Genomic DNA, 24,734 nt, shown 5'->3' with positions numbered 1-24,734 from the left:
CCAAATCTTTCAACTTATCAGAGCATCAGAATTTCGCGGATATCCTGCTCGGTCAGGGCGGACAGCGTCTCCGCCCCCGGCTGGATGACCTCTTCGATCAGATTCTTTTTCTTCTGCTGCAGCTCATACATTTTGTCCTCGACGGTGCCCTGGGCAACGAGGCGGATCACCTGCACCACTTTCTTCTGCCCGATCCGGTGGGCCCGGTCGGCAGCCTGCTGCTCGACGGCAGGGTTCCACCACAGATCGTACAGGATCACCGTGTCCGCTCCGGTCAGGTTAAGGCCGGTGCCTCCGGCTTTTAACGAGATGAGGAACAGATCGCGTTCCCCCTCATTGAACCGGCTGCACAACTCGACCCGCTGGTCGGCCGGTGTCTTGCCGTCCAGATAAAAATGCCGGACGCCCTGCAGGGCCAGCTCCCGTCCAATCATCCCAAGCATCTCCGTGAACTGGGAGAAGATGAGCATCCGTTTGCCGGAGCTGCGGCATTCCTCGATAATTTCCAGCAGCTGGTCGAACTTGGCCGAGCCGCCGTCGTAGCCCTCAATGAACAGGGCGGGGTGGCAGCAGAGCTGGCGCAGCCGGGTAATTCCGGCCAGCACCTTGATCCGGCCGTGGCCGAAGCTCTCATTGTCGAGATGCTTCAGCGCTTCCTTACGCAGTCTGGCGAGATAAGCCATGTACAGCTTTTTCTGCTCAGGCAGCAGCTCGGAGGCATGCAGGGACTCAATTTTATCCGGCAGCTCCTTGAGTACATCACTTTTCAGCCTGCGCAGCAGGAAGGGACGGGTCCGCTTGGCGACCGTTTCGCGCGGCAGATCATGAAACGCTTTTTTGCCGGGGAACAAGCCAGGGAAAACAACGCTGAATATCGACCACAAATCCTCCAGCGCATTTTCCACCGGTGTTCCTGTGAGGGCGAAGCGGTAGCGGGCCTGCAATATTTTTACCGCCTGGGCGGTCTGGGTTGCATGATTCTTGATCATCTGCGCCTCATCCAGAATCAGGGTATGAAAGGACAGCCGGGCATACAGCTCAATGTCCCGCCGCAGCAGCGGGTAGGAGGTAATGATCACGTCAGCGCCTGTTCCTTGGCGAACCGCCTTGGTACGCTCATTCAGGCTGCCGTCGGCAATGACCGCCTTGATGTCCGGGGCAAACCGTTTCAGCTCATTCTTCCAGTTGTAGAGCAGGGAGGCGGGGGCGACGATCAGCGCCGGCTTGCCGCCATCACGGATATCGGTAAGCTCAGAGAGCAGAAAAGCGATGCTTTGCAGTGTTTTGCCGAGTCCCATATCGTCAGCCAAAATCCCGCCGAACCGGTAGTGGGCCAGCGTCTTCATCCATTGGAACCCGAACTGCTGATAGTCGCGGAGCACAGGGGCAAGGCTGTCCGGCAGCGGAAAATCGAGATTTTCGGGACTGGCCATATTGGCCATTAACCGCCGGAAGGAACGTCCGATCGTAACAGCATCGCCATGCCGGGATTCCGGATTCAGCTGCAGACCCTGGACCAGCGGCAGAGTGAACTGCGGTTTGTTAAAAGGAACGCTGTGTACCCCGAGCTCATTCATGAACGCGATAATCTCCAGAAACTCTGCACTTTCCAGCGGCAGCAAAGCACCGTCCGGGAGGCGGTAATATCTGCGTTTTTCCTGCAGCGCCTCAAGAATCTGCACAATCTCATTTTCCCCGATGCCCTGCACCGCGAACTTGAACTCCAGCCAGTCGGTCTTTTCGTTCCAGGTCAATACAGCCTTAGGCGTGTAGGTATCAGCGGCAATCCGGCCTTTGACGGCAGTGGTGGCGTACACCTGAAGCAGCGGTTCCAGCAGCGGGATCGTGTGGTAGAGAAAATCATATTCCGCTTCCTCATCACTCATGATAAAGCCGCCTTCCGTCCGTACAAAAGACTCATGCGCCATTAGTGCAAGAATCCGCCGCTCCGATTCCCCGTCACGCATCAGAATGACCTCGCTGCCCCGGCTGCGGCTGTCCTCGTCCAGCGGATTGATCACTATGCTGCCGTACTGAAATTCAAGGCCGGCCAGCAGCCGGTCCCGTACCCGGTCCAGGTATAGCCGCGCCTGCAGCTGAGTCTGGACAATCCGGTCAGCGATGGCTTCGGCGATGTGCACTCGGCCCAGCTTTTTCAGCCCGGGAATGACCTGCTCCATAAAAGGCTCCATCTGCTCAGGCGCAATCGCAATTCCGTCCTTGCGGGCAGCGGCCAGCATCCGCTTCAGCTCGGCGAGCCTGCGGCATTCCTCGGAATCCAGCTTCAGCAGCTTGCCTCCGGACAGCACCAGCCCGTAATCCTCCAGCACCATAACCTGGGCTATGCCTTCAATGTCCAGACTATAGCCTTCCTCCGCCGACTGGTCGAACCGGAAGCTTAACGGCGGGGATTCGGCAGATAGCTCCAGCTTCTCCAGGATCAGATCACCCTGCTGCAGCAAAGCAGAGGGGGCGGCAAGCAGCGCCGGCAGCAGGCCCTCCCAGAAAAAAGGCGGAACCGCCAGCAGCCGTTCCCCGCCCATCCCGGCAGATTGCGCAGTATAAGGATTGACACCTGCACGGTACAGCTTTTCATTCGACGATATATCAATCAGCTTCAGCAGAACATCGTTGTCTTCCTTATTGAACGAGTGCAGCGCAGGATCATAGCTGAAATGCCTGGAGAACTCAAACGGCTCGCCGCGCCGGACATGCTCCAGAAAGGTTCTGATTTTTTGTACGATATACAGCCGCTTGGGACCGACCTTTAATTCGACGCCGAGCATTTGCGTACTGTAGCTGACCGTGACCGGCTTGATGATGAACTCCACCTGCAGCGGTGTCCGGAGATCGGAGTAGCTGCCTGTAACGCTCGGCCGGGAGCGGCTTAAGCCTGCGAACACCTCAAGCATGCCGTTCACCAGCTGACGGTCACCGCTATGTGCTGCACCAGTAGTAGCGTTATGTGCGGTGCGCGGTGTAAGAACGCCAGTCTCCGCCGGCAGCTGGTCAGATTCCTCATGAGGCGGGCCGCCAATCTCATCGTCCGCGCCACCTTCCTCCAGACGGAGAATGGTGAACAGGCTGGCCGCAATATGCCGGCAAAAAGCCCCCCCGTGATAATAGGCAGGGCAGGTACATTCCGCATTTACATCCCCGTCACTGTCGACGGCCAGCGCCACATCATAGCTCTCCAGCCCTTGCACTGCAGCCCGGTATTTTGAGTAATCGAGCCTGTCGTCGTTCTCTCTATAATTCAGCCGGACCCTCCCGGCCTCGTAGTCTGCACGGCCCTTATCCAAGGCTTCACTGCCGCACAGCAGCCGGATTACCCGCTCCGGAACATAATAACCCATGTCACATTCACTTCCTCACACCTGTCCGGTTTTCCCGGATATTCGATAGTATTTATCTTAGCAGAACACGCGTACGCCTTAAAGCCCGGGACAGATTGCAGAGCGCGTGAAGGGAAAGTTACCCATTTCATTGTATATAGAAAAAAAGCCACTGCGAAGGTTTGCCTTCTGCGGTAGCTCTGTTCTTTCTATCACGCCAAAATGCAGCCAGACTTCACTGCTCATGCAGCGCGGGCCCGCCGATTCCGTGCAGCATGAAGCTGATCAGCAGACGGATCTCTTCCTCATCATCCCAGTCCTTTTCCGGCATCAGCAGCAGGCGGGCCAGCAGATAACCGATCACCGAGGAGATAGTGAACCTTATAATAGCCGGGGTAGGCGCATCAATAACCTCACCTTCAGCCTTAAAATGCTCCGTAATCGCGGTCACCCGCTCCAGCACCTGATCCAGGACATTTTCGGCAAACTGCTGTCGCAGTGCCGGCTGGAAAGGGATTTCCTGTACGAGAATCCGGATGATTTTGAAGTTTTTGCGGGCGAAATCAAGCCGGTTTACAATAAACGCCCGCAAAAAAGCCTCATAGCTCTCAAACGGCATATCCAGCACCCCATTAAAATTACGCATCACAAACGGGGCAATCATCCGGCTCATGGTCGGTCCGACGATGGACAGCAGCAGGTCTTTTTTAGTTTTGTAGTAGCGGAAAATCGTCCCCTCAGCCACGCCCGCCTTCTGGGCGATTTCACTGGTGGATGCTGCCGAGAAGCCTTTATCGGAAAAAATCTCGATTGCCGCCTCCAGGATGGAAATTTGCTTGGGCGTCATCTGCCCGTCTTCCTTGACGGCGAGCAGCTCTTCGATCCATTGCTCTTTTTCTTGCTGCTCCGCACTTTCATTGTTCATGTCATGGCCCTCCAAAATGTTGCTGTTCCTCTATAGTATCACGGGCGCGGACGAAGTTACACCGGGCTACATTCTGCGGTGTTTGCGCAAAGCCAGCACGTTGAGAATCATGAACAGCAGCGAAAAGCCGACCAGCACATAGGCATCCAGGGAAATTGCGCTCCAGCCTTTGCCGCGGATCATAATATCCATCAGTGCCTGGGCGCCGTAATAGATCGGAGTCGCCAGGCCGACGCGCTGCAGCCACAGCGGCAGCGTATCCAGAGGGAACAGGCCGCTCAAAAAAATCTGCGGCACTATGACGAGCGGAATGAACTGGATCATCTGCAGCTCATTGCCGGCAAAGGCCGAGAGCAGCGTGCCGAGCGTGAGCGCGGTAATCGCCAGGAGCAGTGTAATGAGCAGCACATAGCCGAAGCTGCCGGCCATCATGATGCCGAGCACCTGAATGGAGAACCAGGAGATCAGCAGCGCCTGAACCACTGTGAAAATGCCGAAGCCGCAGACATAGCCGATGACAATCTCCCAGCGCTTCAGCGGTGTGGAGAGCAGACGCTCCAGTGTACCGGTCGTCCGTTCACGCAGAAAGGACACCCCGGCAATCAGGAACACGAAAAAGAAAACAAACACACCAATCATAATCGGCCCGAACCGGTCGATCGTGGTCATATCCTCAGCGCCGTACAAGTAGCTGATGGCTGGCTGGAGCTGTCCCTGACTGGTGCCGGCCGGCTGCAGCTGCAGAACGGCTTCCTGCAGGGCGAGCATTACCGCCCTGTTAGCGGTGGGGTTACTGCCTTCCAGCATTACGGAAGGTGCGGTTCCGTCGAGCGTTATCAGGGCGTCTATGTCGCCGTCCTTCAGCGCAGCTTCTCCCTGTTCAGCTGTGGTGAAGCCTGTAACGGCAGCATCCTGCGCCTCCAGTGCCGAGGAGAAGACAGCGGCTCCGCCGGATAGACCAATATTCGGTTTATAGGCATCACCGTTAAAGACAAGACTCATCAGGCTCAGGACGAGTAGGGGAGCGATGAACATCAGCGCCATCGTCCGTTTATCATGAATGAACTGCCGCAGAATGCGTAAGGTTATCGCGCGGATTCTCATTTGCGGGCACCCCCGTAGGTTAAAAAAGCTTCCTCAATCGTTGCAGAGCCGGTAGCCTGCATCAGTCCCGCCGGAGTATCCACGGCCAGCAGCTCGCCGCCACGGATCATGCCCAGCCGGTCGCATTTTTCAGCTTCATCCATGACATGGGTCGTCAAAACGATGGTCGTCCCCTGGCGGTTCAGCGAGCGCAGCTCCTGCCAGATGGACTGGCGGAGCAGCGGATCAATCCCGACGGTAGGCTCATCGAGAATGAGCAGCGGCGGTTCATGCAGCAAGGCAATGGCCAGCGACAAGCGGCGCTTCATCCCGCCGGAATACTGGTCCACACGCTTGCGCAGATGCTCCTGCAGGTTCACAAGCTCCATCACATCGGCAATCCGCCGCGTGCGGTTTCCTCCTTTCAGCCCGTAGAGCGCGGCAAAAAATTCCAGATTCTCCTTGGCGCTCAGCTCTGTGTACAGGGCATCCGACTGGGCCATATACCCGATCTTCTGCAGCATGGCAAGCTTGGGCATCTTGATGCCCATCACCTGCACCTCACCGGAGCTAACCTCGTCGATGCCGGTCAAAAGCTTCACCAGCGTCGTTTTGCCGGAGCCCGACGGGCCCAGCAGCCCGAACGTTTCTGCACGGTTTACCTGCAGACTGATATCTTCAAGCACCGTTTTGCTGCCAAAAGCCCTGCTGACATGGCTAACAGAAATGACCGGAGTATCCTGATTCATGACTATCTCCTCGATTCCTTTGATTGGGTTTAATCATTGTGAGTGAGTACTCACTCATTATTGTAGGGTGTTCCCTGTGCGTTGTAAATCTTTATTTGCAGTATTTATTGGGCGCACTTTCCCTGTTCCCACTCCTGTTTGCAAAAAAAAGCCGCTACCGCCGCACCTATGGTATAAACTACATCCCAAATCCCTCTGATTCCGCCACAAGCAGGCGGAACGGACAAATCAAGGGCAAAAGTGCCCTTGATTCCGCCACAGGCAGGCGGAACGGCCAAATCAAAGGCAAAAGTGCCTCTGATTTCGCCTCAAGCAGGCGCAACGGCCAAATCAAAGGCAAAAGTGCCTCTGATTTCGCCTCAAGCAGGCGCAACGGCCAAATCAAAGGCAAAAGTGCCTCTAATTCCGCCACAAGCAGGCGGAACGGGCAAATCAAGGGCAAAAATGCCCTTGATTCCACCCCAAGCAGGCGGAACGGGCAAATCAAGGGCAAAAATGCCCTTGATTCCGCCCCAGGCAGGCGGAACGGGCAAATCAAAGGCAAAAATGCCCTTGATTCCGCCCCAGGCAGGCGAAACGGACAAATCAAGGGCAAAAATGCCCTTGATTCCGCCCCAAGCAGGCGAAACGGGCAAATCAAGGGCAAAAGTGCCTCTGATTCCGCCCCAAGCAGGCGGAACGGGCAAATCAAAGGTAAAAGTGCCCTTGATTCCGCCACAGGCAGGCGGAACGGCCAAATGAAGGGCAAAAATGCCCTTGATTCCGCCACAAGCAGGCGGAACGGCCAAATGAAGGGCAAAAATGCCCTTGATTCCGCCCCAAGCAGGCGGAACGGGCAAATCAAGGGCAAAAATGCCCTTGATTCCGCCCCAGGCAGGCGGAACGGCCAAATCAAGGGCAAAAGTGCCTCTGATTCCGCCCCAAGCAGGCGAAACGGGCAAATCAAGGGCAAAAATGCGCTTGATTCCGCCCCAAGCAGGCGGAACGGCCAAATCAAGGGCAAAAATGCCCTTGATTCCGCGACAAGCAGGCGCGCCCGGTTCGCAGCTGTGTGCGAAACCGTTAGTAAGTTATTGTAAACGTTCAGCTTGCTTTCAACTTGCCAGGTATAATTAAATTTAAAATTTTTAATAAGCCCTTTGGCCTGATTTTACACAAACCGTTTTCCGCGTGATTAATACGGTTAAATAAATATATATGTGCAAATAACCCCAATCATCGTTAGTCTCAGCATTTTATTAATCAGCATTTTATTAATCGCATTATTAATCGCACTCTAATCATCATTTCCAGCTATAGCACCAGTCCCAGCCCTATCAGCACTCACTAATCTCTGTCCTAATGATAAAGAGGAGGTTTCTGCTAATGTCTGACAGGAAGCCAATATTGACCCTGCTAGTACTGTTGACCGCCAGCTTAAGCTTGGCTGCGTGCAGCCGGGCGGATACAGCCGCAACGGACTCCCGCAGTTTTCATACGCTGGCTGATGAGCAGATTAGCGGGCCGCAGTATTTTCCCGGGGATTTGCCGATTCCGGAGGGGGCGGGGATTACGTTTACGGAGGGCGAGCTTACGGGCGGCAAGAAATCATCCATGCTGATCTATGAGACAGACGAAACGATGGCCGAACTGGGCACGACATACCTCAAATATGTAAAGGAAAAAGCGCTTGAGAGCGGGACGCAGATTTTGGATAAGGATAACCTGCTGATCAGCGGAAAAGCACCGGGCAGCTATTCCTATTCGATCATCGGCAGCAGCTCTGCGGCGAAGCCCGGCGGTGCCGAAATCATCTTAACCTGGATCGAAAATTAAAAGTTTCGTGCTTAAATACAGGGTCCATCGAATTTTTTGCCGGAGATTTTACATAGCGTTAACGTTCAGGCTATCCTCAGGTCATTTTGGGGCTGGTCTTTTTGCGTACTTAATATTTCCAAAACATTCCTCTCGAACAGAATTCACACATATAGCAGAAAATAGCATTAGCAGTTACCTATATGAAAAGGGTGAATCTAATTGAGAAATAGTAAATGGTTCAGCGCGGCTTTGGCTTCTGCACTTCTTGTAACAGGAGGAGCAGGCACGATTTTGGGGGCAAGCAGCGTTAGCGCCGCGGCCGTGGCAAGTACAGTTAAAACGGGTACAGCTACATGGACTGTAAACAGCAATCCGGCCCAGTTCAGCACAATTGACAGCAGCGGCTACAAACTGTATTCGCTTAGCCAGGTAGCCGGTGAGCTTGGTGCCAAGCTGATTCTCACAAACAGCGGTTTTGAATTGAACGACAGCAAAGGGCTGCATACCGTACAGCTTCAGGCAGGCTCCAAGAACTTCGTGGTAGATGGTGCCGCCCAGCAGTTTACGGTAGCACCTGTTGTATATAACGGAAAAGTTTATGTGGAGCTGACCAAGCTCGTAACCGCACTGGGCGGCGAATTGTCGGCGGATGATCTGGACATTTTGAGCTTTGCCCGTCCGGAAGGCCAGTTTGATACCCTGCACTGGACTGCAGACGGCAACATCATTGCGAACAAGAGTGATTCCGAAACTGCCCAGCTGCTGAAGTTCAGCGCATATCCGGGTGACTATGAAGTATTTTCTTCCAATGAAAGTGCACTTGATTTCGCTGTTTCCGCCGACCAGAAGTGGGGCGCGTTCACCGATGAGACAGGCCAGCTGAAGCTGATCAACCTGGCTAGCGGCGCGATCTCCTCCCTCGGTACGGATACCAGCGTGAAGACGGATCTGGTGTGGTCGCAGGATGGCAAGAACATCTACTTCATCCAGGGCGATAAGCAGGAGAAGATTGCCCAGATCGCGGTTGAAACGGGAACGGTAAAAACCGTGCTCGAAGATAAGGTGGAAAACAAATCCGAACTGCGTCTTGCTTCTGATGCAAAAAGCGTAGTGTATATCGTCAATGTAACCGGCGTAGCCAAAAACGATGCCGACAGCACTGAAGATTCCCTGACTGTAGACTACAGCAAAGCCGGAGAGCAGCTCTACAAGCTGGACATTGTAACGAAGGATGCCAAGCCTGCAGCACTGACCACCGCTCTTGATAACAAGCTGTACCCTGAGATTCTGGCTAACGGCGGAATCGTATATCTGAGCGCAGATGCTGACGGAAATGCGGCTAACACCCTGAAATCTATCGCAGCAGACGGAGCAATTACGAACATTGCGCTGGATACAGAAGCTACTTGGTCTACTGGAGTAAGCACTGGCCTGGTCGTATCCGGTGTGGCTGCGGACGGCAGCACTACAATCTATTCCATCGATGCAAGCGGCAATAAGACCGTCCTGTACCAGACAACGGAAGATGTATCCGAGGTTGCGGTTTCCCATGACGGCAGCAAGCTGGCGGTAGTAAGCGATGGCAAAGTCCTGCTGATCCAGGGCGGCAAAGCACTGCAGCTGACTAAATAAGACACGTCCCTCATAGCCCACACAATATAACGGCATAGCGCCGGGAGGAGAATTCAGACAATGAAGCTTTTCAAAAAATTTACGGTAACGGCACTGACAGCAGTAATCGCGGTGACGGCATCATTCGCAGGTATTGCGGCTGCAGCCGACACACTCAAAGGTAAAATTACGATCAACGGTTCTACGGCACTGCTTCCGCTCACACTGCAGGCGGCTAAAGAATTCCAGAAGCTGCACCCTAAGGTGAAAATCGCCGCTTCCGGTAAAGGTTCCGTAACAGGACCACAGGCTGTAAAAAAAGGCATCGCTGATATCGGCGCCTGCGACTGGGATGCAAGCATGGACGTTCCGGGCTTCAAGGCTTTTGACGGCCAGGTAGCGAACAAGGTAGCGGTTATTCCTTTTGCAACCATCGTTAACAAAAATGTCGGCGTTGAGAACCTGACTACTGAGCAGCTGGCTGGTATTTTCTCCGGTAAAATCACTAACTGGAAAGAGGTTGGCGGTTCGGATGCTAACATCGTAGTAATCACACGTTCTTTCGGTTCCGGTACGCGCGTTAACTACCAGGCTAAAGCACTGGGCGGCGGAGACATCGTGAAGAAAGAAAAGAACTACAAGGAAACAGGCTCCAGCGGTGACATGAAGACTGCCGTTGCCACTACTCCTAACGCCATCGGTTATATTGACCTTGTATACGTAAGCGGCAGCGACATCAAGGCTGTAAAGCATAACGGTGTAGCAGCTACTACAGATAACGTAATCAACGGATCTTACAAGATCTGGGCATACGGCTATTACATGACTAAAGGCCAGCCAACCGGCGCTACTAAAGAATTCATCGAGTACGTACAGAGCAAAAAGTTCCAGAACGGCTCGCTTAAAAAGCTTAAGTTCATCCCGATCGCAGCAATGAAAGGCTAAGCAAAAGCTTCATTATATTGAACGGTAACAGCGGCCAGCTCCGGAATGTACGGGGGTGGCCGCTTACAGGAGGGAAAGTATGGGGGCACCCGTCCAAAGCCTGGCATCCCAATCGCCAAAGAAGGCTGAGCATAGCAACATTAATGAAAAACGCCACAGAAGACACCTGCTTGGCAACCGGTTATCGCGTTATTATTTCTTTTTTAGCATCCTGGCATTGTGCTTCGTGCTTGCACTTGTCATTATATTTATCGGAAAAACGGCGCTGCTCCTGTTCGGCGATGTCTCTCCGGCTGAGTTCTTCCTGTCCTTTAACTGGACACCGGAGGAGGAGGCTTTTGGTGCAGCAGCCTTTATTGTAAATACACTTACACTGACTGCGCTAACGCTGCTGATTGCAGTGCCGATTTCTGTGGGGATGGCTGTGCTCTGTGCGGAGATTGCCCCGAAATGGATGAAGAGCTTCATTCGTCCCGTGCTCGACCTGCTTGTCGGCATTCCTTCTATAGTATACGGCTACCTGGGCCTCACTGTATTGCTTCCTTTCCTGCGCAGAATCAGCGGTGAAGGACTGGGCGACGGTGTTCTGGCGGCTGCGCTTGTCCTGGCACTGATGGTGCTGCCGACCATTTGCCGGATCAGCGATGATGCCATACTAGCGGTTCCGCGCAAATTCCGTGATGCGGCCTATGCCCTCGGCTCCACCCGTCTGCAGGTCATTATGCGGGTTGTGCTGCCGGCGGCCAAGCGGGGGATTATCTCGGCGATTATCCTCGGTATGACCCGAGCTGTCGGTGAGACCATGGCCGTGGTTATGGTTATCGGAAATACGCCGCAGCTGGCCAAAAGCCTGTTCACCCCGTCCTCCGTACTGACCAGTAACATTGTAATGCAGATTTCGAACGTGGAATTTGACTCGAACTGGAACTACGCGCTGCATATGATGGCCTTCCTGCTGCTGCTGATTTCCTTTGTGCTGATTCTTGTTATCCGCGTAATCGGCCGTAAACGGGAGGATGCATAATGAACTTCACGCGTAATGCTCATACTGCACGCTCCCGCCGCAACAACAAGATCGCTACATTTGGCTTCTATGCGCTGGGTGCGCTGGTCATGCTGCTGATCTTCTGGCTGCTCTTTACGATTCTCAGCAAAGGCTTGCCGCAGCTCAGACCCGAGTTCCTTATCAGGCAGCCCGAGGAAATTGATCCGGGCGGCGGCATCGGACCGGTGCTGTTCAATTCCTTCTATATCCTGTTTATCTCGCTGCTGATTTCGATTCCGATTGGTTTGGGAGCCGGGATTTATATGGCGGAGTACGCTCCGGACAACCGTTTCACCGGCGCGCTGCGCATCTGCGTAGAATCCTTATCCTCTGTACCTTCGATCGTATTCGGCCTCCTGGGGCTGGCCATCTTCGCCGAATACTTCGACATTGGCCTGACCATTATCGGCGGCGGTGTCTCACTGGCCCTGCTTAACCTGCCGATGCTGGCCCGCGTAACCGAAGAAGCGGTGCGCGCCGTTCCAGGTGACATCCGTGAAGCCGGCTATGCGCTGGGGATGACCAAATTCCACGTCATCCGCAAGGTTGTACTGCCTGTGGCGCTGCCGTCTATCGTTACCGGCATTTGCCTGGTGGCCGGACGCGCCTTCGGGGAATCAGCGGTTATTATCCTGACCGCCGGCCTAAGTACCTCCGGCGAAATGTGGGACTTTAACCTGTTCTCCCCGGGGGAAACACTCGCGGTGCATCTCTGGTATGTGCAGTCCGAGGCGATTGTCGAAGACGCACGGCAGATCGCCGACAAGTCGGCGGCGGTGCTGGTCTTCGTCGTGCTGCTGATCAACTTCATTTTCCGGTTCCCGCTGTGGCTGGGCAACCGCAAAAAAGGACACTAAAATGGGAACGGCTGCGCCACCTGGACGACCTCAAGAAAAAGGGACTGTAAATGATGATGTAAGTTGCGGACAGCCGGTTTACGGCTGTCCGCTTTTTAATGGAGAAGCTGTTTTAATCTTTAGTTGACCCGGCTGCCGCCGCCTGCACTTGCTGCTTCCGCCCGAACAGGTTCACTCCCAGCACGCCGGCGATAATCAGCGCTGACCCGGCCCAGTGGTACCAGGTTATCTGTTCCCCCAGGAACAAGGCTCCGGCTGCTAATGAGACTATGGTTGCCAGGTTTGAGAACACGCTCATTCTGGATGCTTCGATGACGGACAAAATGTAAGCCGACGTAAGCGTAGTGATCAGCGAGGCAATGACACCTAGATACAGAACCGCCAGCGTAAAGGTGCCGCTTTTAAGCGGGGTAAACAGAGTGTTCAGCGTTCCGTCAGCAGAGTGGCTGATCAGCGAGGTGAGGAGGAATACGGTGAATCCGGCCGCCATCAATGCACAGCTGATTTCGGACGGGGTGAATGCCTTGGCCAGCAGGCGGGCCAGCACGCTATACCCGGCAAAGGCCACACAGGTAAGGAACAGCATCAGAATCCCGGTCATATTCGCCAGATCGATGCTGCTGCCCTTCATAATGAAGATGAAAACGACGCCGAAGACGGAGAGGAAGACGGACAGCTTTTGCAGCAGGGTGGTGGCTTCTTTCAGGAACAGCGCAGCTACAATCAGCGTCACCACGGGTGTAAAGGCGTACAGAATGCCTCCCTCGGCCGAAGTGGCATGCTGCAGACCGAACGCCTGGAGTGTAAAGAAGCCCAGCGGATACATGGCGGACAGCAGCAGCAGCTTGAACAGCGGCTTGCCCCGGTAGTTAAGCTTAATCCAGCCGAAGGCCACCGGAACAGACATTACGAGAAAAGAGGCGGCGAATCTGTAGGCCAGCGTATCGAGCGGACCGGAGAAATCGAGCGCTTTTTTGGTAAACAGAAATGAAAATCCGATGATCGCCGCATTTAACACGGCAAGCAGGTAGGCAAGCTTAACTCTGGCAGGTTGTTTCATGATGATAAATTCCTTTCCCTTAATGCAGTTTGAGATGAAGAAGACCGTTATGGCCGCTCATCTGTTACTTTAAAATTAAAGGGATTGGCCGGGTGCTGCAACGGGAGATTCGCTGAATTGTACCGGTACAGTTCTCTGTTATGTGTTAGATAGGGGAGAGGAGAGAGGGCGAAATAGCCCCTTCCGGTAATTGCTTAAAATTAGTAATAATACTACAATGAAGGCAAATACGCAGAACCCGCAGTTTTTCGACAAACAGGCATAACCAGAGAGGGGCAACTCAGATGCCGGACCGCATGAACGAGCAGGAACTGAACAAGCTGATCAACATGCTGGAGCTTTCGGAGAATGTGGATGAGAACGAGCTGGATCATCTTTTTATTGAGCCTGAATTCGAAAATGATCTCGGAGGGCGGGTGCTCGTCCGGGCTGGTAAAATCTTTGTCCAGGACCCGCTGCCCGGCGGCAGTCCGGCCGTTATATCTGCCGCTGCACCAGTCGTAGTCCTGGTAAACGGACAGCAGATTTCCGGTCCCGCCGAAGTAACCTCACTCGATAAGATCGAATGGTCGATAACGGAGCCCCCGCTGTACAGGATTCATGTATCCGAGGATCATCTGCAGGCTTTTTTCACCTTGTATTCAACCCGGCGTTACCAGTGGAAGCTAAGTGACTGTTATTCCTCCAGCATGATCGAAGTAGAAGCGGCGATGGATACAGATACCGTGATCGGGCTGCTGGGCCTCAATCAGATTATTGCCGATTTTGAGCAGCGGGGCATTATGCAGAACCTGAACATTTCCGGCATTCATGCCGAGCTGCAAAACCCAACCTACCAGCCGATTACAGCGGCCAAGGGGCGGGCGGCGGTTCCGGGGGAGAATGCGGCGCTGGAGCTGTTTTTTTCGGAGACGATTGAGAATGAGTTCAGCGAGATTGAGGGCCAGGTGGACTTCCGCAGCCATCTCCGCATTCCTTCCGTAATCAGGGGCCAGGTGATCGCCCGCAAAATTCCTTGTGTGGAAGGGATTCCGGGCTGTGACGTGTACGGGGAGATCCTGTATCCGCCGCTCCCGGGCGATATTACGATAGTTGCCAAGAATAACACGGTGCTGCTGATCAACAACGAGATCCGTGCGCTGCGCGAGGGCCGTCCCCGGGTAACGGGGGAGAAGATTAAATATTTTGATATTACGACTACTTACACGGTTCCGGGCAACGTCAGCATCCAAACAGGCAATATCCTTTTCTCCGGTGATGTGGTCGTGCGCGGCAATGTCGAAGACAATATGATTATCGAATCGCTCGGCAATGTCTACGTGGAAGGCAATATCTATAACTCTACTATTACAGCGACGGGAAGTATTGTTGTAAAAGGGAATGTTGTCAACAGCAACCTGTATTCCGGCTATTTCGGCGTGATGTACAACCGGATTTTTAACTGCTCCAAGCTGCTGATCGAGGAGGCTCTTCTGCTCAAAAAAGCGGTCCGCATGCTGATCCAGGCCGTCCAGGCCCGCAAGCAAAGCGTAAAGTACGGTCAGGCGGTGGTGCTGCTGCTGGAGAGCAAGTTTCAAAAAATCCCGCAGCTCATTAAGGAGCTGCTCTCCCTGCTGGCTACCGTCCAGGCTTCGTATCATCAGGATCTGGAGCAAACGCTGCATTTTTTGAATCTGATGCTGAAGCCGGTGAAGCTGATTGATTTTATGAACGAGGCTGCGCTGAGCGGGGTGATCAGTATGGTCGAGGAGCTGCACGCAGGCGTGGCCCGGATGCAGGAGAACAAAGTCGAGATCAGCATCGGTAAATGCCAGAACAGCACGCTCAAGTCCAACGGCGACATCAATATCCACCGGAACGGGATCGTACAGAGCGAGCTGTTCTCCTCCGGCAATATCACCTTCCGCAAGGTGTTCGCGGTGTGCCGGGGCTCCAAGCTGGAAGCAGGCGGCAGTATCAGCGCATATTACGTCGGCGGCGAGAGCGTCGCGCAGTCCTTTCTCAAAGCCAAGCACAGCATTACCGTGCGCAAAATCTACACCGGCCGCATCACCATCGACCGCTACACCGCAGACATCACCACGCCGCTGGAGAACATCACATTCGACGCGGAGAATATCCGCGGGGTTAAGCTGGAGATGGAGTCGAAATAACGCGCTCGCGTTATTGTGGGAGCTTGTATAGAGGGTATGGCTGGAGCGCAGTTTGTGCGTTGTATGGAGTAGTCTGCAAAAAGAGTCCGGTGAGTTTGGGATGCTGGAAGGTAGGGAATGCGCCTGTACGAGGCTGGCGGGGGATTTCAACTACCTTATTTTGCAATTTGTTTCCTTAGGCCGGGGTTGTAACGTATACTGACGGCCCCTAGCTGACAGCCGGGAAACGACCCTGCGTTTCGAATTCTAACGGACTCAGGAGACGCTATTGGTTAGTTTCGGGGCATTTTCTGCGTTTAACGGACTCAGTTGCCGTTATTTATGCAGATGGGCAGCAAATGTTCCGATTTGGAGCAGAATAGCGGCTGTGGAGTCCGTTAAAGCGGGTTTGAGCGGAAAACGAGCCGAATAACGTTATCTGAGTCCGTTAGAAGTAGCCGGGGGGGGGGCTCAGTGTTGCCCCGGAAGCCACGGAAAGCAAAAACAGCCTCCCCGAAGGAAGGCTGTTTCAGCTTAGTACGTCCCGGAAGGGATTCGAACCCCCGACCGTGCGCTTAGAAGGCGCATGCTCTATCCGGCTGAGCTACCGGGACATGAATACTCAAAAGCAAGCAAAAATTATGTTATCATAGATGAATAATTTTTTCAACTTGTTTTTTTGAATGCGTTACAGGATATGCTATAATCTACAATTGATCATGGTTCGGACAAAAAGGAGGTGCCCTCATTAATCAATTCAATTCCCCTGCCAAAGAGAATATCGTGCTGTTTCCGAAGACACTGGACTATTACCAGATCCAGCTAACGGTGATGCTGGAAAGTGAACGTTACGGGGAAGCGATGGAACTGCTGCGGTTTCTGCTGCAATGCCAGGGACAGGAAGAGCGGCACTACGAGGAATGGCAGTCGCTGCTGGACTGGCTGGAGGCTGCGTTTCCGTACGATGCCCGAAGCACACAGTCGGACAGGGCTGCTTCTAATGAAGAGCAGGATCTGAAGGAAGAGGATATGGCCCGTATACTGGCAAAATCTAAGCTGAAGGATGACGCGGGTTACCCTGATAAGCTGCTGCGCAAGGTGATGAATGAGCCGCTGTCGGAGGGAACAATCCTGGCGCTGGAGCAGCTCTCTTATCTGGAGGGCGGCCATGTAGATGATACACTAACCAATTGGCTGCAAAAGACCCCGGTGCATCCGCTGCTGCAGTTCCGCACGCTGCAGACGCTCAAAAAACGCGGGGTACAGGGCGTCATCAGGCTGGCCCGCGGCAGCGAGCTTGCGCAGATTGAGATTGAAGCGGTCCCGCTGCAGAATGAGGATTTTCCGCTGCAGGTTGCCCAGGTTATGGAGCGGGTGGCTGAGCAGGCTGAGGTGCATGAGCCTACGCTGTATTATTTTGCCCAGGAGCTCTGGGGACAGTTTATTATGTCGATTTACGGGTCGGGTGAATATCGTAAATTGCTGGATGGCGGGGATGAGCAGCTCGATATTTGGGCGGGGGCGCTGCATCAGCTGGTATCAGAGAGCCTGAACGGAACCCGGCAGGAGGAGGAAACCCGGTCCATGTATGGCATTACCGGAGGCATGCGCTTTCAATTTGAAGGGGCTTACCGGTCTCTGAGGGGATTTGTTAAGAGTTCCATACTTGATAAATAAGGCGATGTTGGATATAATATAATGGTTATTCTGTGCGTGAAGATATAAATAATCTAAAGTTAACATGCAACCTATTTTTGGAGGGAAAAGTATATTATGAAAGCAACCTGGGAAAAAATAGAGAAGAACCTTGGAGTTCTTGAAGTCGAAGTAGAAGCAGAGCGCGTAGCTGCTGCCCTCGACAAAGCTTTTAATAAAGTGGTTAAGAAAGCAAACGTACCTGGCTTCCGTAAAGGTAAAGTGCCGCGGCCGATCTTTGAATCCCGTTTTGGCGTAGAGAGCCTCTACCAGGATGCAATCGACATCCTTCTTCCTGAAGTATACGGCGAAGCTGTTGAGCAGGCTGACATCTTCCCTGTTGACCGTCCTGAAGTGGACATCGAGCAATTCGCTAAAGGCCAAGCCTTCATCTTCAAAGCGAAGATCACTGTTAAGCCGGAAGTGAAACTGGGTCAGTACAAAGGCCTGGAAGTTCCTGCCCAGAAGGCTGAAGTTAGTGAAGACGAGCTGAATGCTGAACTGAAACGCCTGCAGGAGCGTCATGCTGAGCTGGTTGTTGTTGAAGAAGACGCGGCAGTTAACGGCGACATCGCTGTAATCGACTTTGACGGTTCTGTTGACGGCGTTCCATTCGAAGGCGGTTCGGCTGAGCGTCATTCCCTGGAACTTGGCAGCAACTCCTTTATCCCTGGCTTTGAAGAGCAGGTTGTTGGTATGGCTACTGGCGATTTCAAGGATGTTGAAGTTACTTTCCCTGAGAGCTACCATGCAGAGAACCTCGCTGGTAAGGCTGCAGTATTCAAAGTGAAGCTGCACGAAATCAAACGCAAACAGCTTCCTGAGCTGGATGACGAGTTCGCTAAGGATGTAAGTGAATTCGACACACTGGAAGAATACAAAGCAGACCTGAAAGCAACGCTTGAATCCCGCAAGCAGGAAGAACTCAAAGGCGCACGCGAAAATGCGGTAGTTGACGCAGCAGCAGCAAACGCTGAAGTTGAAATTCCTGAAGCGATGATCAAGAGCGAAATTGCGAACATGGTTCGTGACTTCGACAACCGTCTGCGTCAGCAGGGCATGAACATGGACATGTTCCTCAGCTTCTCCGGTCAGACCCGTGAAGATCTTGAAGGCCAGATGAAGGGCGATGCCGAGAAGCGCGTTCGCAACAACCTGGTTCTTGAAGTGATCGCTAAGGAAGAGAACATCGAGGTTTCCGAAGAAGAAGTAACTCAGGAACTGGCTAGCATGGCTGAATCCTTCAAACGTACACCTGAAGAGATCCGCAGCATTCTGGCAGCGAATGGTTCCCTGAGCAGTTTGAACGAAGAAATCTCCCTGCGCAAAACAATCGACCTGCTTGTATCAAGCAGCGTTGAAGTTGAAGCACCTGCAGCTGAAGAAGCACCAGCTGAAGAAGCGAGCGCTGAGTAAGTTCAGCTGTAAACTCCATTTTACCTAGAGCGGCCAGGTAAGCCGGCCTCCATAATAGCAGTCAATAAGGCACGTAAGTTCTGTTACGTGCCTTATTTTTTATCGGTGGAGGACGTTTGTGTGTACATAACCAGCAGCTGTGATTGGCATTCTGCCAGGAAGTGCGCTATAATGGCAGGCACGCGGTATCATGCATTTTTTGCTGAAAGTGAAAAAATGACATCACGCCGCGAACGTGTTAAAATATTTTTGAAACGGTAAGACTAATCTGTATAGAGAAAAGAGGTTGGTGGCATGAGTCTGGTACCTATGGTTGTGGAATCAACTAGTCGTGGCGAACGCTCATACGATATTTATTCCCGGTTGCTTAAGGACCGCATTATCTTCCTGAGCAATGCGATTGACGATGATGTTGCCAATCTGGTCATTGCCCAGCTGTTGTTCCTGGCAGCGGATGACCCGGAGAAAGACATACACCTGTACATCAACTCTCCCGGTGGTTCTGTTACAGCCGGCATGGGTATATATGATACGATGCAATATATCAAACCGGACGTGTCAACGATCTGCGTCGGTATGGCTGCCAGTATGGGTTCACTGCTGCTTACAGCCGGAGCGCCAGGTAAGCGATATGCGCTGACCAACAGCGAGGTTATGATTCATCAGCCGCTCGGCGGTGTTCAGGGGCAGGCATCCGATATTTGGATTCATACAGACTGGATTCTCAAGACGAGACAGAAGTTGAATCAGATTTATGTGGAGCGCACAGGTCAACCCCTTGAAAAAATCGAACGGGATACGGACCGCGATAACTTTATGAGCGCGGAAGAAGCGAAGGAATACGGGCTTATCGACCAGATACTTTCTTCACCGATCATATCTTAAAGGGGTGGTTAGATGTTTAAATTTAATGATGAAAAAGGGCAGCTGAAGTGCTCCTTTTGCGGTAAATCACAGGAGCAGGTCCGCAAGCTTGTAGCAGGACCAGGCGTTTATATATGCGACGAGTGTATCGAGCTATGCACGGAAATCGTGGAAGAGGAGCTCGGCCACGAGGAAGAGCTTGATCTTAAGGATATCCCGAAACCGAAGGAAATCCGTGACATTCTTGACCAGTACGTAATCGGCCAGGAGCAGGCGAAGAAATCCCTCTCCGTTGCGGTATACAACCACTACAAGCGTGTTAACAGCCAGAGCAAGATTGAGGACGTTGAGCTGACGAAGAGTAACATTCTGCTGCTCGGTCCTACCGGTTCCGGTAAGACTCTGCTGGCTCAGACAATGGCGAAGATTATCAACGTACCTTTTGCTATTGCTGACGCGACTTCCCTGACAGAAGCCGGTTATGTGGGCGAGGATGTTGAGAACATTCTGCTGAAGCTGATTCAGGCTGCAGATTACGATGTTGAGAAGGCCGAACGCGGCATTATCTATATTGACGAAATTGACAAAGTAGCCCGTAAATCCGAGAACCCGTCGATTACCCGCGACGTTTCCGGTGAAGGCGTGCAGCAGGCGCTGCTGAAGATTCTGGAAGGCACAGTCGCTTCCGTTCCTCCGCAAGGCGGACGTAAGCACCCTCACCAGGAATTCATTCAGATCGATACGACGAACATCCTGTTCATTGTAGGCGGTGCCTTTGACGGTCTGGAACAGATGATTAAACGCCGGATCGGCAAAAAAGTCATCGGCTTCAACGCGGCTGCTGAAGGCCAGAAGGATCTGAAAGCCGGCGAATACCTGTCCATGGTATTGCCGGAAGATCTGCTGAAGTTCGGTCTCATTCCTGAGTTTGTGGGCCGTCTTCCGGTTATTTCTACCCTGGAGCCGCTTGATGAAACTACGCTGGTACGCATTCTCTCCGAACCGAAGAATGCACTCACCAAGCAGTACATCAAGCTGCTGGAAATGGACAATGTGGCGCTGAAGTTTGAACCGCAGGCCCTTGAAGCTATTGCCAAGGAAGCGATCAAACGTAACACCGGTGCCCGTGGTCTGCGTGCTATCATTGAGAGCATCATGCTCGATGTGATGTACGAGGTTCCGTCACGCGACGATATCAAGGATTGCGTGATCACCGAGCAAGTTGTCCAAGAGAAGGCGCTGCCTGAGCTGGGCATCAAGAAAGACAAAAAGAAAGAGGAAAGCGCCTAAAAGGCTGCTGACCTTACAATAATCTACATCACAGCCTCCACCGTTCTTCCGCTTATCCCGCTTCACCGCGGAGCGGGAGGGGTGGAGCTTTGATCGTTATGGGGGAGAGAGAAACCATGTTCTTGAGACACCAGACCCGGCCCGTCAATGTCGGCGGGGTCATTATCGGGGGTAACAATGAAGTTGCTATTCAAAGCATGTGTACGACCAAGACCGCTGACGTAGAAGCTACAGTGGCTGAAATTTTGCGGCTGGAGGAAGCAGGCTGCCAGCTCGTACGCGTAACCGTCAACAATGAAGAAGCAGCTGCGGCGATCAAAGAGATCAAGAAGCAGATTCATATTCCGCTTGTAGCGGATATTCATTTTAACTATAAGCTGGCCCTGCTGGCGATTGAGAACGGCATCGACAAGGTGCGGATCAATCCCGGTAATATCGGCCGCCGCGATAAGGTAGAAGCGGTAGTGAAAGCTTGTAAAGAGAAAGGCATTCCGATCCGGATCGGGGTTAATGCAGGTTCCCTGGAGACACATCTCCTGGAGAAATACGGTTATCCTACACCGGAAGCGATGGTCGAAAGTGCCCTGTACCATATCGGCATTTTGGAAGAGTTGGATTTCCACGACATTATCGTCTCGCTGAAGGCTTCGGATGTGCCAATGGCAATTGAAGCTTACCGTAAGGCAGCAGAAGTTATTCCTTATCCGCTCCATCTCGGGATTACGGAGTCTGGTACGCTGTTTGCCGGTACGGTGAAGAGCTCGGCGGGTATTGGTGCGCTGCTTGCGATGGGTATCGGCAGCACAGTGCGTATCTCGCTTAGTGCTGATCCGGTAGAAGAGATCAAAGTAGCGCGTGAGCTGCTCAAGACCTTTGGCCTGATCTCCAATGCGGCTACGCTCATCTCCTGCCCAACCTGCGGACGTCTGGATATCGACCTCTTTTCCATCGCGAATGAAGTAGAAGAGTATATCTCCAAGCTCAAGGTGCCTATTAAGGTATCTGTGCTGGGCTGTGCTGTTAACGGTCCCGGAGAAGCGCGTGAAGCGGATATCGGGATTGCCGGAGCCCGTGGTGAAGGCTTGCTATTCCGTTACGGCCAGATGATCCGCAAGGTCCCTGAGGCTGAGCTGGTATCCGAGCTGAAGAAGGAAATCGATGTAATCGTCGAACATTTTGAACGTACAGGCGAAATTCCGGGCCGTAAGCATGCCAATCTGGCTCCGGCTGTGCAGCCGGGGAATGCCTGAGCCGGCTGCACCCGGAGCTATCCTATAAGAATGTACTCATCCGACCATACGCTAATTACATTAAATCCCCTTAAATTCCGGAGTTTCCGGAGTCTAAGGGGATTTTTGGCTTTCCTGCTGCTGCTTCAGGAGCTTCAACCGGACCACGGCAATGAGATAGAGAACGGCTGGAATAACCAACAGAAAGAGCGAAGAAAATTTCATCCATACGGTAGAGATGATGTCATTAACATACACAGTGTTGATATAGGTATTCCAGGCGATAATCAGGAACAGGACGGCCAGCGGATAGATCAGATGATTTTCCTGCTTCAGTCCGAATATACTGCGCAGTCCCTGAAGCATGGACTGAAACAGAATAGAGATTTTAATGAAATAGGTCAGAATCCAGATAGTGATCAGTATACCTTCCACACGCTGCAGGATATTGCCGATATTAATGGTTTTGGCCAGGGCATATGCGGGGAAGGTGCTGTTCTCCGTCTGTTCAATGCCAAGCACAAGCACGCTGAGCAGCACGATGGCACCGAGGACAAGGTCCCCAGCAGCAGCTCCGAGAAAGTAGGCGCGTTCACGGGACTTCTGGTGCTTGACCAGCGGGAGGAAGACCATCAGCACAATCACTTCCTGAAAAACAGAGGATTGCAGTCCGGCCTGCAGCACCGGCATCCATCCGTCCTCCAGCACGGGCTTGATATAATTCCATTCGATCTGCGGAATCAGGGCCAGAATAAGGATAAGCAGCAGCACCACTACCCACGGAAAGAACAGCTCTCCGACCCGGGCCAGGATGATGATCCCCTTTCGGACGCTGATAATAGCGGCGATCAGGAATATAATCTGCACTACCTCCGGCGGCGTTTCCGTCATCACCTCACCGGAGACGAAGAAGCCGAGATTGCCCAGAAGAGTACCGATCAGTGAGATGAAGTAGAACAGGTAGACCAGTGTCAGCAGCTTGCCGGGCCATTTTCCGGTGACAGATTCCAGAATCTCATACAAGGACCGTCCGGGGTACAGTCTGGCAAGGGCGATATACAGAGTGACCATCAGCAGATTGATCGCCATACTGACTAATGAGGCAATCCAGGAATCCTCTCTGGCGATATGGGCCATGCCGCTGGGTATGACCAGAATGGAGGTGCCTATGGTTAGGCCGAAGGTCAATATGAAGAACTGTAATGCACTTATCCCTGTTTGGCGCTTCACAGGCAGCCTCCTTTCATCTCTTGATTAATCAGCCCGGAAAAAGCTGAATGAAGCTGCGGGCCCAGTCGAGCACCCTCCACTGCGGCAGACCGGCCATAATACCGATTGTAGATGCCAGGGCGACGGCCCACATCCCGTAAAAAACTAGCAGATCCCGCGGCGAGCGGGACTTAATTAATTGCGGCGTTTCGAACACAGGCACCAGTATGAGCGAAATGAATAAAAAGAGGCTCCAGTTCATTTTCGTTCCATCTCCTTTTGCTGCGGCTGCACGACTGAACCGATCCGCCGGATGGTTACATCGGATTTGACGCTGACCCTGACGGACTGGAAGCTCTCATCCCAGTGCTTGCGGTAGCTGCGCCACAGCTTCGGGTACTGCCGGTGCAGCTCCTCACCCAGCCCGAAAATATCAGAGTCATACTTCTCCTGGACCAGCCTGATATTGTCAGCCATCAGATTATCAAACTTCTCTTCCATCCGCTGCTCCAGCTCCTTGATGCTGGCTGTCTGGCTGAGATCCAGCCTGCTGTGCAGCGTGGTGAGATTGGCTTCGGCTTTTAGATGGATAACAAATTCAGGCTCATCCCGTTCATTGATCGCAATCCTGATACGGCTTCTGGCATCGGTGATGATAAAGCCGGCAAAGCCGCCGTCCGGGCATTCGACGCTGCCTTCGGTTGTATCTACCTCGTTCAGTACATAATTGACGGTTTTACTGGGAGCCTCCCCCAGCCAGCCGATCAGCTTGTCTTTTTTAAATACGGCGATGCCGGCCTGCTTGATCAGGGATTTGGGGATGACGTTCTGTATATTTTTGAGAGTGCCCTGCTCAGAAGTGTCACCCTGCAGCTGAACCCCGGACATGATCGGATTTGAACCGCCGCGCTCCAGCTCTACAATGAACTGCTGCAGCGTTACTTTTCCGGTGCCCGCCCAATTTTTGTGTGAGACAAGGATGGAGGAATAGAGGGAGTTGGCCGGGATCTGCTCAAAGGGAGTGATGACATCCAGGATTTTGGATGCGTCGGTATGCTTGGCTGCAAGCAAAAAGAAATCCGTTCGAAGCTCGTGGCTGCGGGTCAGGAAATCGATGGCATCGCCTACTCCTTGCCTGGCATAAGCTTCCCCGAATACCAGCACCCGGACATGGGCCAGATACAAATTGCGCGGAGTTGTACTGAGCATACGCTGGAGCGCTTCCGGAATCGTTCTGCCTGTAGCTTTATAGGTAACCACAGGCAGACTCCCGTTAGATGCGCCTGAGAGGCTGCCGGCCTGGCTGGGGTTCATTACCTGCGCTGAGACCGCATAGCCGTCCTTATCCAGATCCACGCCGAGTGCCATGACGATGGCCAGATCATTGAGCTCCCTGCGGCTCCAGCAGCCGCTGAGAACGGTTAAGCTGATGAGCAGCAGGATGCAGCCTAGTGATTTGGTATGCAAAAGACAGCCCTCCTCTTTCTGCTAT

Annotated in this window: 20 protein-coding genes and 1 tRNA gene; 11 read left to right on the top strand and 10 right to left on the bottom strand. The window is 53.0% G+C overall.

Annotation, left to right across the window (positions count from 1 at the left end):
- Positions 1-17: 17 nt before the first annotated feature.
- The 5 genes from NST84_RS24400 to NST84_RS24380 form a co-directional block, all read right to left on the bottom strand.
- Positions 18-3,356 (bottom strand): DEAD/DEAH box helicase, encoded by a 3,339-nt coding sequence (locus tag NST84_RS24400; RefSeq protein WP_342562690.1) that lies wholly within the window; start codon positions 3,354-3,356, stop codon positions 18-20.
- A gap of 214 nt (positions 3,357-3,570) precedes the next feature.
- Positions 3,571-4,260: a TetR/AcrR family transcriptional regulator gene (locus NST84_RS24395; RefSeq protein WP_342562689.1), complete on the bottom strand. Its 690-nt coding sequence runs from the start codon at positions 4,258-4,260 to the stop codon at positions 3,571-3,573.
- Positions 4,261-4,326: 66 nt separating this feature from the next.
- Complete coding sequence (locus NST84_RS24390) at positions 4,327-5,364, bottom strand: ABC transporter permease (RefSeq protein ID WP_342562688.1); 1,038 nt, start codon at positions 5,362-5,364, stop codon at positions 4,327-4,329.
- The gene (locus NST84_RS24385; RefSeq protein ID WP_342562687.1) at positions 5,361-6,092 is read right to left on the bottom strand and encodes an ABC transporter ATP-binding protein; all 732 of its coding nucleotides are present in this window, start codon (positions 6,090-6,092) and stop codon (positions 5,361-5,363) included. Before NST84_RS24385 ends, NST84_RS24390 begins: the two co-directional genes overlap by 4 nt.
- Positions 6,093-6,451: 359 nt before the next feature.
- On the bottom strand, positions 6,452-7,084 hold the full coding sequence (locus NST84_RS24380) for a hypothetical protein (protein ID WP_342562686.1): 633 nt from the start codon (positions 7,082-7,084) through the stop codon (positions 6,452-6,454).
- Between the two features lie 373 nt (positions 7,085-7,457).
- Here NST84_RS24380 and NST84_RS24375 point away from each other — a divergent pair, with 373 nt between their 5' ends.
- From NST84_RS24375 to pstA, 5 genes are all read left to right on the top strand, one after another.
- The gene (locus NST84_RS24375) at positions 7,458-7,907 is read left to right on the top strand and encodes a hypothetical protein (RefSeq protein ID WP_342562685.1); all 450 of its coding nucleotides are present in this window, start codon (positions 7,458-7,460) and stop codon (positions 7,905-7,907) included.
- A gap of 201 nt (positions 7,908-8,108) precedes the next feature.
- Positions 8,109-9,521: a stalk domain-containing protein gene (locus tag NST84_RS24370; protein WP_342562684.1), complete on the top strand. Its 1,413-nt coding sequence runs from the start codon at positions 8,109-8,111 to the stop codon at positions 9,519-9,521.
- Between the two features lie 60 nt (positions 9,522-9,581).
- A complete protein-coding gene (locus tag NST84_RS24365) occupies positions 9,582-10,445 on the top strand; it encodes a phosphate ABC transporter substrate-binding protein (RefSeq protein ID WP_342562683.1) in 864 nt (287 codons plus the stop codon).
- 79 nt (positions 10,446-10,524) lie between these two features.
- Entirely contained in the window at positions 10,525-11,469 is a 945-nt protein-coding gene (gene pstC / locus NST84_RS24360) for a phosphate ABC transporter permease subunit PstC (RefSeq protein WP_342562682.1), read from the top strand.
- A complete protein-coding gene (gene pstA, locus NST84_RS24355; protein ID WP_342562681.1) occupies positions 11,469-12,347 on the top strand; it encodes a phosphate ABC transporter permease PstA in 879 nt (292 codons plus the stop codon). The genes pstC and pstA overlap by 1 nt, the downstream gene beginning before the upstream one ends.
- Positions 12,348-12,459: 112 nt before the next feature.
- On the opposite strand, the gene NST84_RS24350 is transcribed toward pstA, so the two are convergent.
- On the bottom strand, positions 12,460-13,407 hold the full coding sequence (locus NST84_RS24350; protein ID WP_342562680.1) for a DMT family transporter: 948 nt from the start codon (positions 13,405-13,407) through the stop codon (positions 12,460-12,462).
- Positions 13,408-13,691: 284 nt separating this feature from the next.
- Between NST84_RS24350 and NST84_RS24345 the strand changes: the two genes are divergently transcribed.
- Positions 13,692-15,560 carry a FapA family protein gene (locus NST84_RS24345; RefSeq protein ID WP_342562679.1) on the top strand — a complete coding sequence of 623 codons (1,869 nt, stop codon included), beginning with the start codon at positions 13,692-13,694 and terminating at the stop codon, positions 15,558-15,560.
- Positions 15,561-16,079: 519 nt separating this feature from the next.
- Here NST84_RS24345 and NST84_RS24340 read toward each other — a convergent pair.
- A tRNA-Arg gene (locus NST84_RS24340) sits at positions 16,080-16,153 on the bottom strand.
- 217 nt (positions 16,154-16,370) lie between these two features.
- Between NST84_RS24340 and NST84_RS24335 the strand changes: the two genes are divergently transcribed.
- From NST84_RS24335 to ispG, 5 genes are all read left to right on the top strand, one after another.
- Entirely contained in the window at positions 16,371-17,216 is an 846-nt protein-coding gene (locus NST84_RS24335; protein WP_342566514.1) for a hypothetical protein, read from the top strand.
- 96 nt (positions 17,217-17,312) lie between these two features.
- Entirely contained in the window at positions 17,313-18,650 is a 1,338-nt protein-coding gene (gene tig / locus NST84_RS24330) for a trigger factor (RefSeq protein WP_342562678.1), read from the top strand.
- 294 nt (positions 18,651-18,944) lie between these two features.
- Positions 18,945-19,535 (top strand): ATP-dependent Clp endopeptidase proteolytic subunit ClpP, encoded by a 591-nt coding sequence (clpP, locus tag NST84_RS24325; protein WP_342562677.1) that lies wholly within the window; start codon positions 18,945-18,947, stop codon positions 19,533-19,535.
- A 12-nt stretch (positions 19,536-19,547) separates the two neighbouring features.
- On the top strand, positions 19,548-20,804 hold the full coding sequence (gene clpX / locus NST84_RS24320) for an ATP-dependent protease ATP-binding subunit ClpX (RefSeq protein WP_342562676.1): 1,257 nt from the start codon (positions 19,548-19,550) through the stop codon (positions 20,802-20,804).
- 116 nt (positions 20,805-20,920) lie between these two features.
- Positions 20,921-22,054, top strand: coding sequence for a flavodoxin-dependent (E)-4-hydroxy-3-methylbut-2-enyl-diphosphate synthase (gene ispG / locus NST84_RS24315; RefSeq protein WP_342562675.1), 1,134 nt, complete (start codon positions 20,921-20,923; stop codon positions 22,052-22,054).
- Positions 22,055-22,147: 93 nt separating this feature from the next.
- Here ispG and NST84_RS24310 read toward each other — a convergent pair whose 3' ends face one another.
- Genes NST84_RS24310 through NST84_RS24300 form a run of 3 tightly spaced genes read right to left on the bottom strand, consistent with a single transcriptional unit; the run spans position 22,148 to position 24,709 of the window.
- Entirely contained in the window at positions 22,148-23,263 is a 1,116-nt protein-coding gene (locus tag NST84_RS24310; RefSeq protein WP_342562674.1) for an endospore germination permease, read from the bottom strand.
- A gap of 28 nt (positions 23,264-23,291) precedes the next feature.
- Positions 23,292-23,504 carry a hypothetical protein gene (locus NST84_RS24305; RefSeq protein WP_342562673.1) on the bottom strand — a complete coding sequence of 71 codons (213 nt, stop codon included), beginning with the start codon at positions 23,502-23,504 and terminating at the stop codon, positions 23,292-23,294.
- Positions 23,501-24,709 carry a Ger(x)C family spore germination protein gene (locus NST84_RS24300; protein WP_342562672.1) on the bottom strand — a complete coding sequence of 403 codons (1,209 nt, stop codon included), beginning with the start codon at positions 24,707-24,709 and terminating at the stop codon, positions 23,501-23,503. Before NST84_RS24300 ends, NST84_RS24305 begins: the two co-directional genes overlap by 4 nt.
- Positions 24,710-24,734 lie beyond the last annotated feature (25 nt).

Source organism: Paenibacillus sp. FSL R7-0345 (assembly GCF_038595055.1).
In the GTDB taxonomy this organism is placed as follows: Bacteria; Bacillota; Bacilli; order Paenibacillales; family Paenibacillaceae; genus Paenibacillus_AQ.
Note: the sequence above shows the minus strand (reverse complement) of the source record. Positions and strands in the feature narration are given on the sequence as shown.

Coding starts and splice junctions, on each gene's coding strand:
- NST84_RS24400 (WP_342562690.1), bottom strand. CDS start 3,356: ATGGGTTATTATGTTCCGGAGCGGGTAATCCGGCTGCTGTGCGGCAGT.
- NST84_RS24395 (WP_342562689.1), bottom strand. CDS start 4,260: ATGAACAATGAAAGTGCGGAGCAGCAAGAAAAAGAGCAATGGATCGAA.
- NST84_RS24390 (WP_342562688.1), bottom strand. CDS start 5,364: ATGAGAATCCGCGCGATAACCTTACGCATTCTGCGGCAGTTCATTCAT.
- NST84_RS24385 (WP_342562687.1), bottom strand. CDS start 6,092: ATGAATCAGGATACTCCGGTCATTTCTGTTAGCCATGTCAGCAGGGCT.
- NST84_RS24375 (WP_342562685.1), top strand. CDS start 7,458: ATGTCTGACAGGAAGCCAATATTGACCCTGCTAGTACTGTTGACCGCC.
- NST84_RS24365 (WP_342562683.1), top strand. CDS start 9,582: ATGAAGCTTTTCAAAAAATTTACGGTAACGGCACTGACAGCAGTAATC.
- pstC (WP_342562682.1), top strand. CDS start 10,525: ATGGGGGCACCCGTCCAAAGCCTGGCATCCCAATCGCCAAAGAAGGCT.
- pstA (WP_342562681.1), top strand. CDS start 11,469: ATGAACTTCACGCGTAATGCTCATACTGCACGCTCCCGCCGCAACAAC.
- NST84_RS24350 (WP_342562680.1), bottom strand. CDS start 13,407: ATGAAACAACCTGCCAGAGTTAAGCTTGCCTACCTGCTTGCCGTGTTA.
- NST84_RS24345 (WP_342562679.1), top strand. CDS start 13,692: ATGCCGGACCGCATGAACGAGCAGGAACTGAACAAGCTGATCAACATG.
- NST84_RS24335 (WP_342566514.1), top strand. CDS start 16,371: ATGCTGGAAAGTGAACGTTACGGGGAAGCGATGGAACTGCTGCGGTTT.
- tig (WP_342562678.1), top strand. CDS start 17,313: ATGAAAGCAACCTGGGAAAAAATAGAGAAGAACCTTGGAGTTCTTGAA.
- clpP (WP_342562677.1), top strand. CDS start 18,945: ATGAGTCTGGTACCTATGGTTGTGGAATCAACTAGTCGTGGCGAACGC.
- clpX (WP_342562676.1), top strand. CDS start 19,548: ATGTTTAAATTTAATGATGAAAAAGGGCAGCTGAAGTGCTCCTTTTGC.
- ispG (WP_342562675.1), top strand. CDS start 20,921: ATGTTCTTGAGACACCAGACCCGGCCCGTCAATGTCGGCGGGGTCATT.
- NST84_RS24305 (WP_342562673.1), bottom strand. CDS start 23,504: ATGAACTGGAGCCTCTTTTTATTCATTTCGCTCATACTGGTGCCTGTG.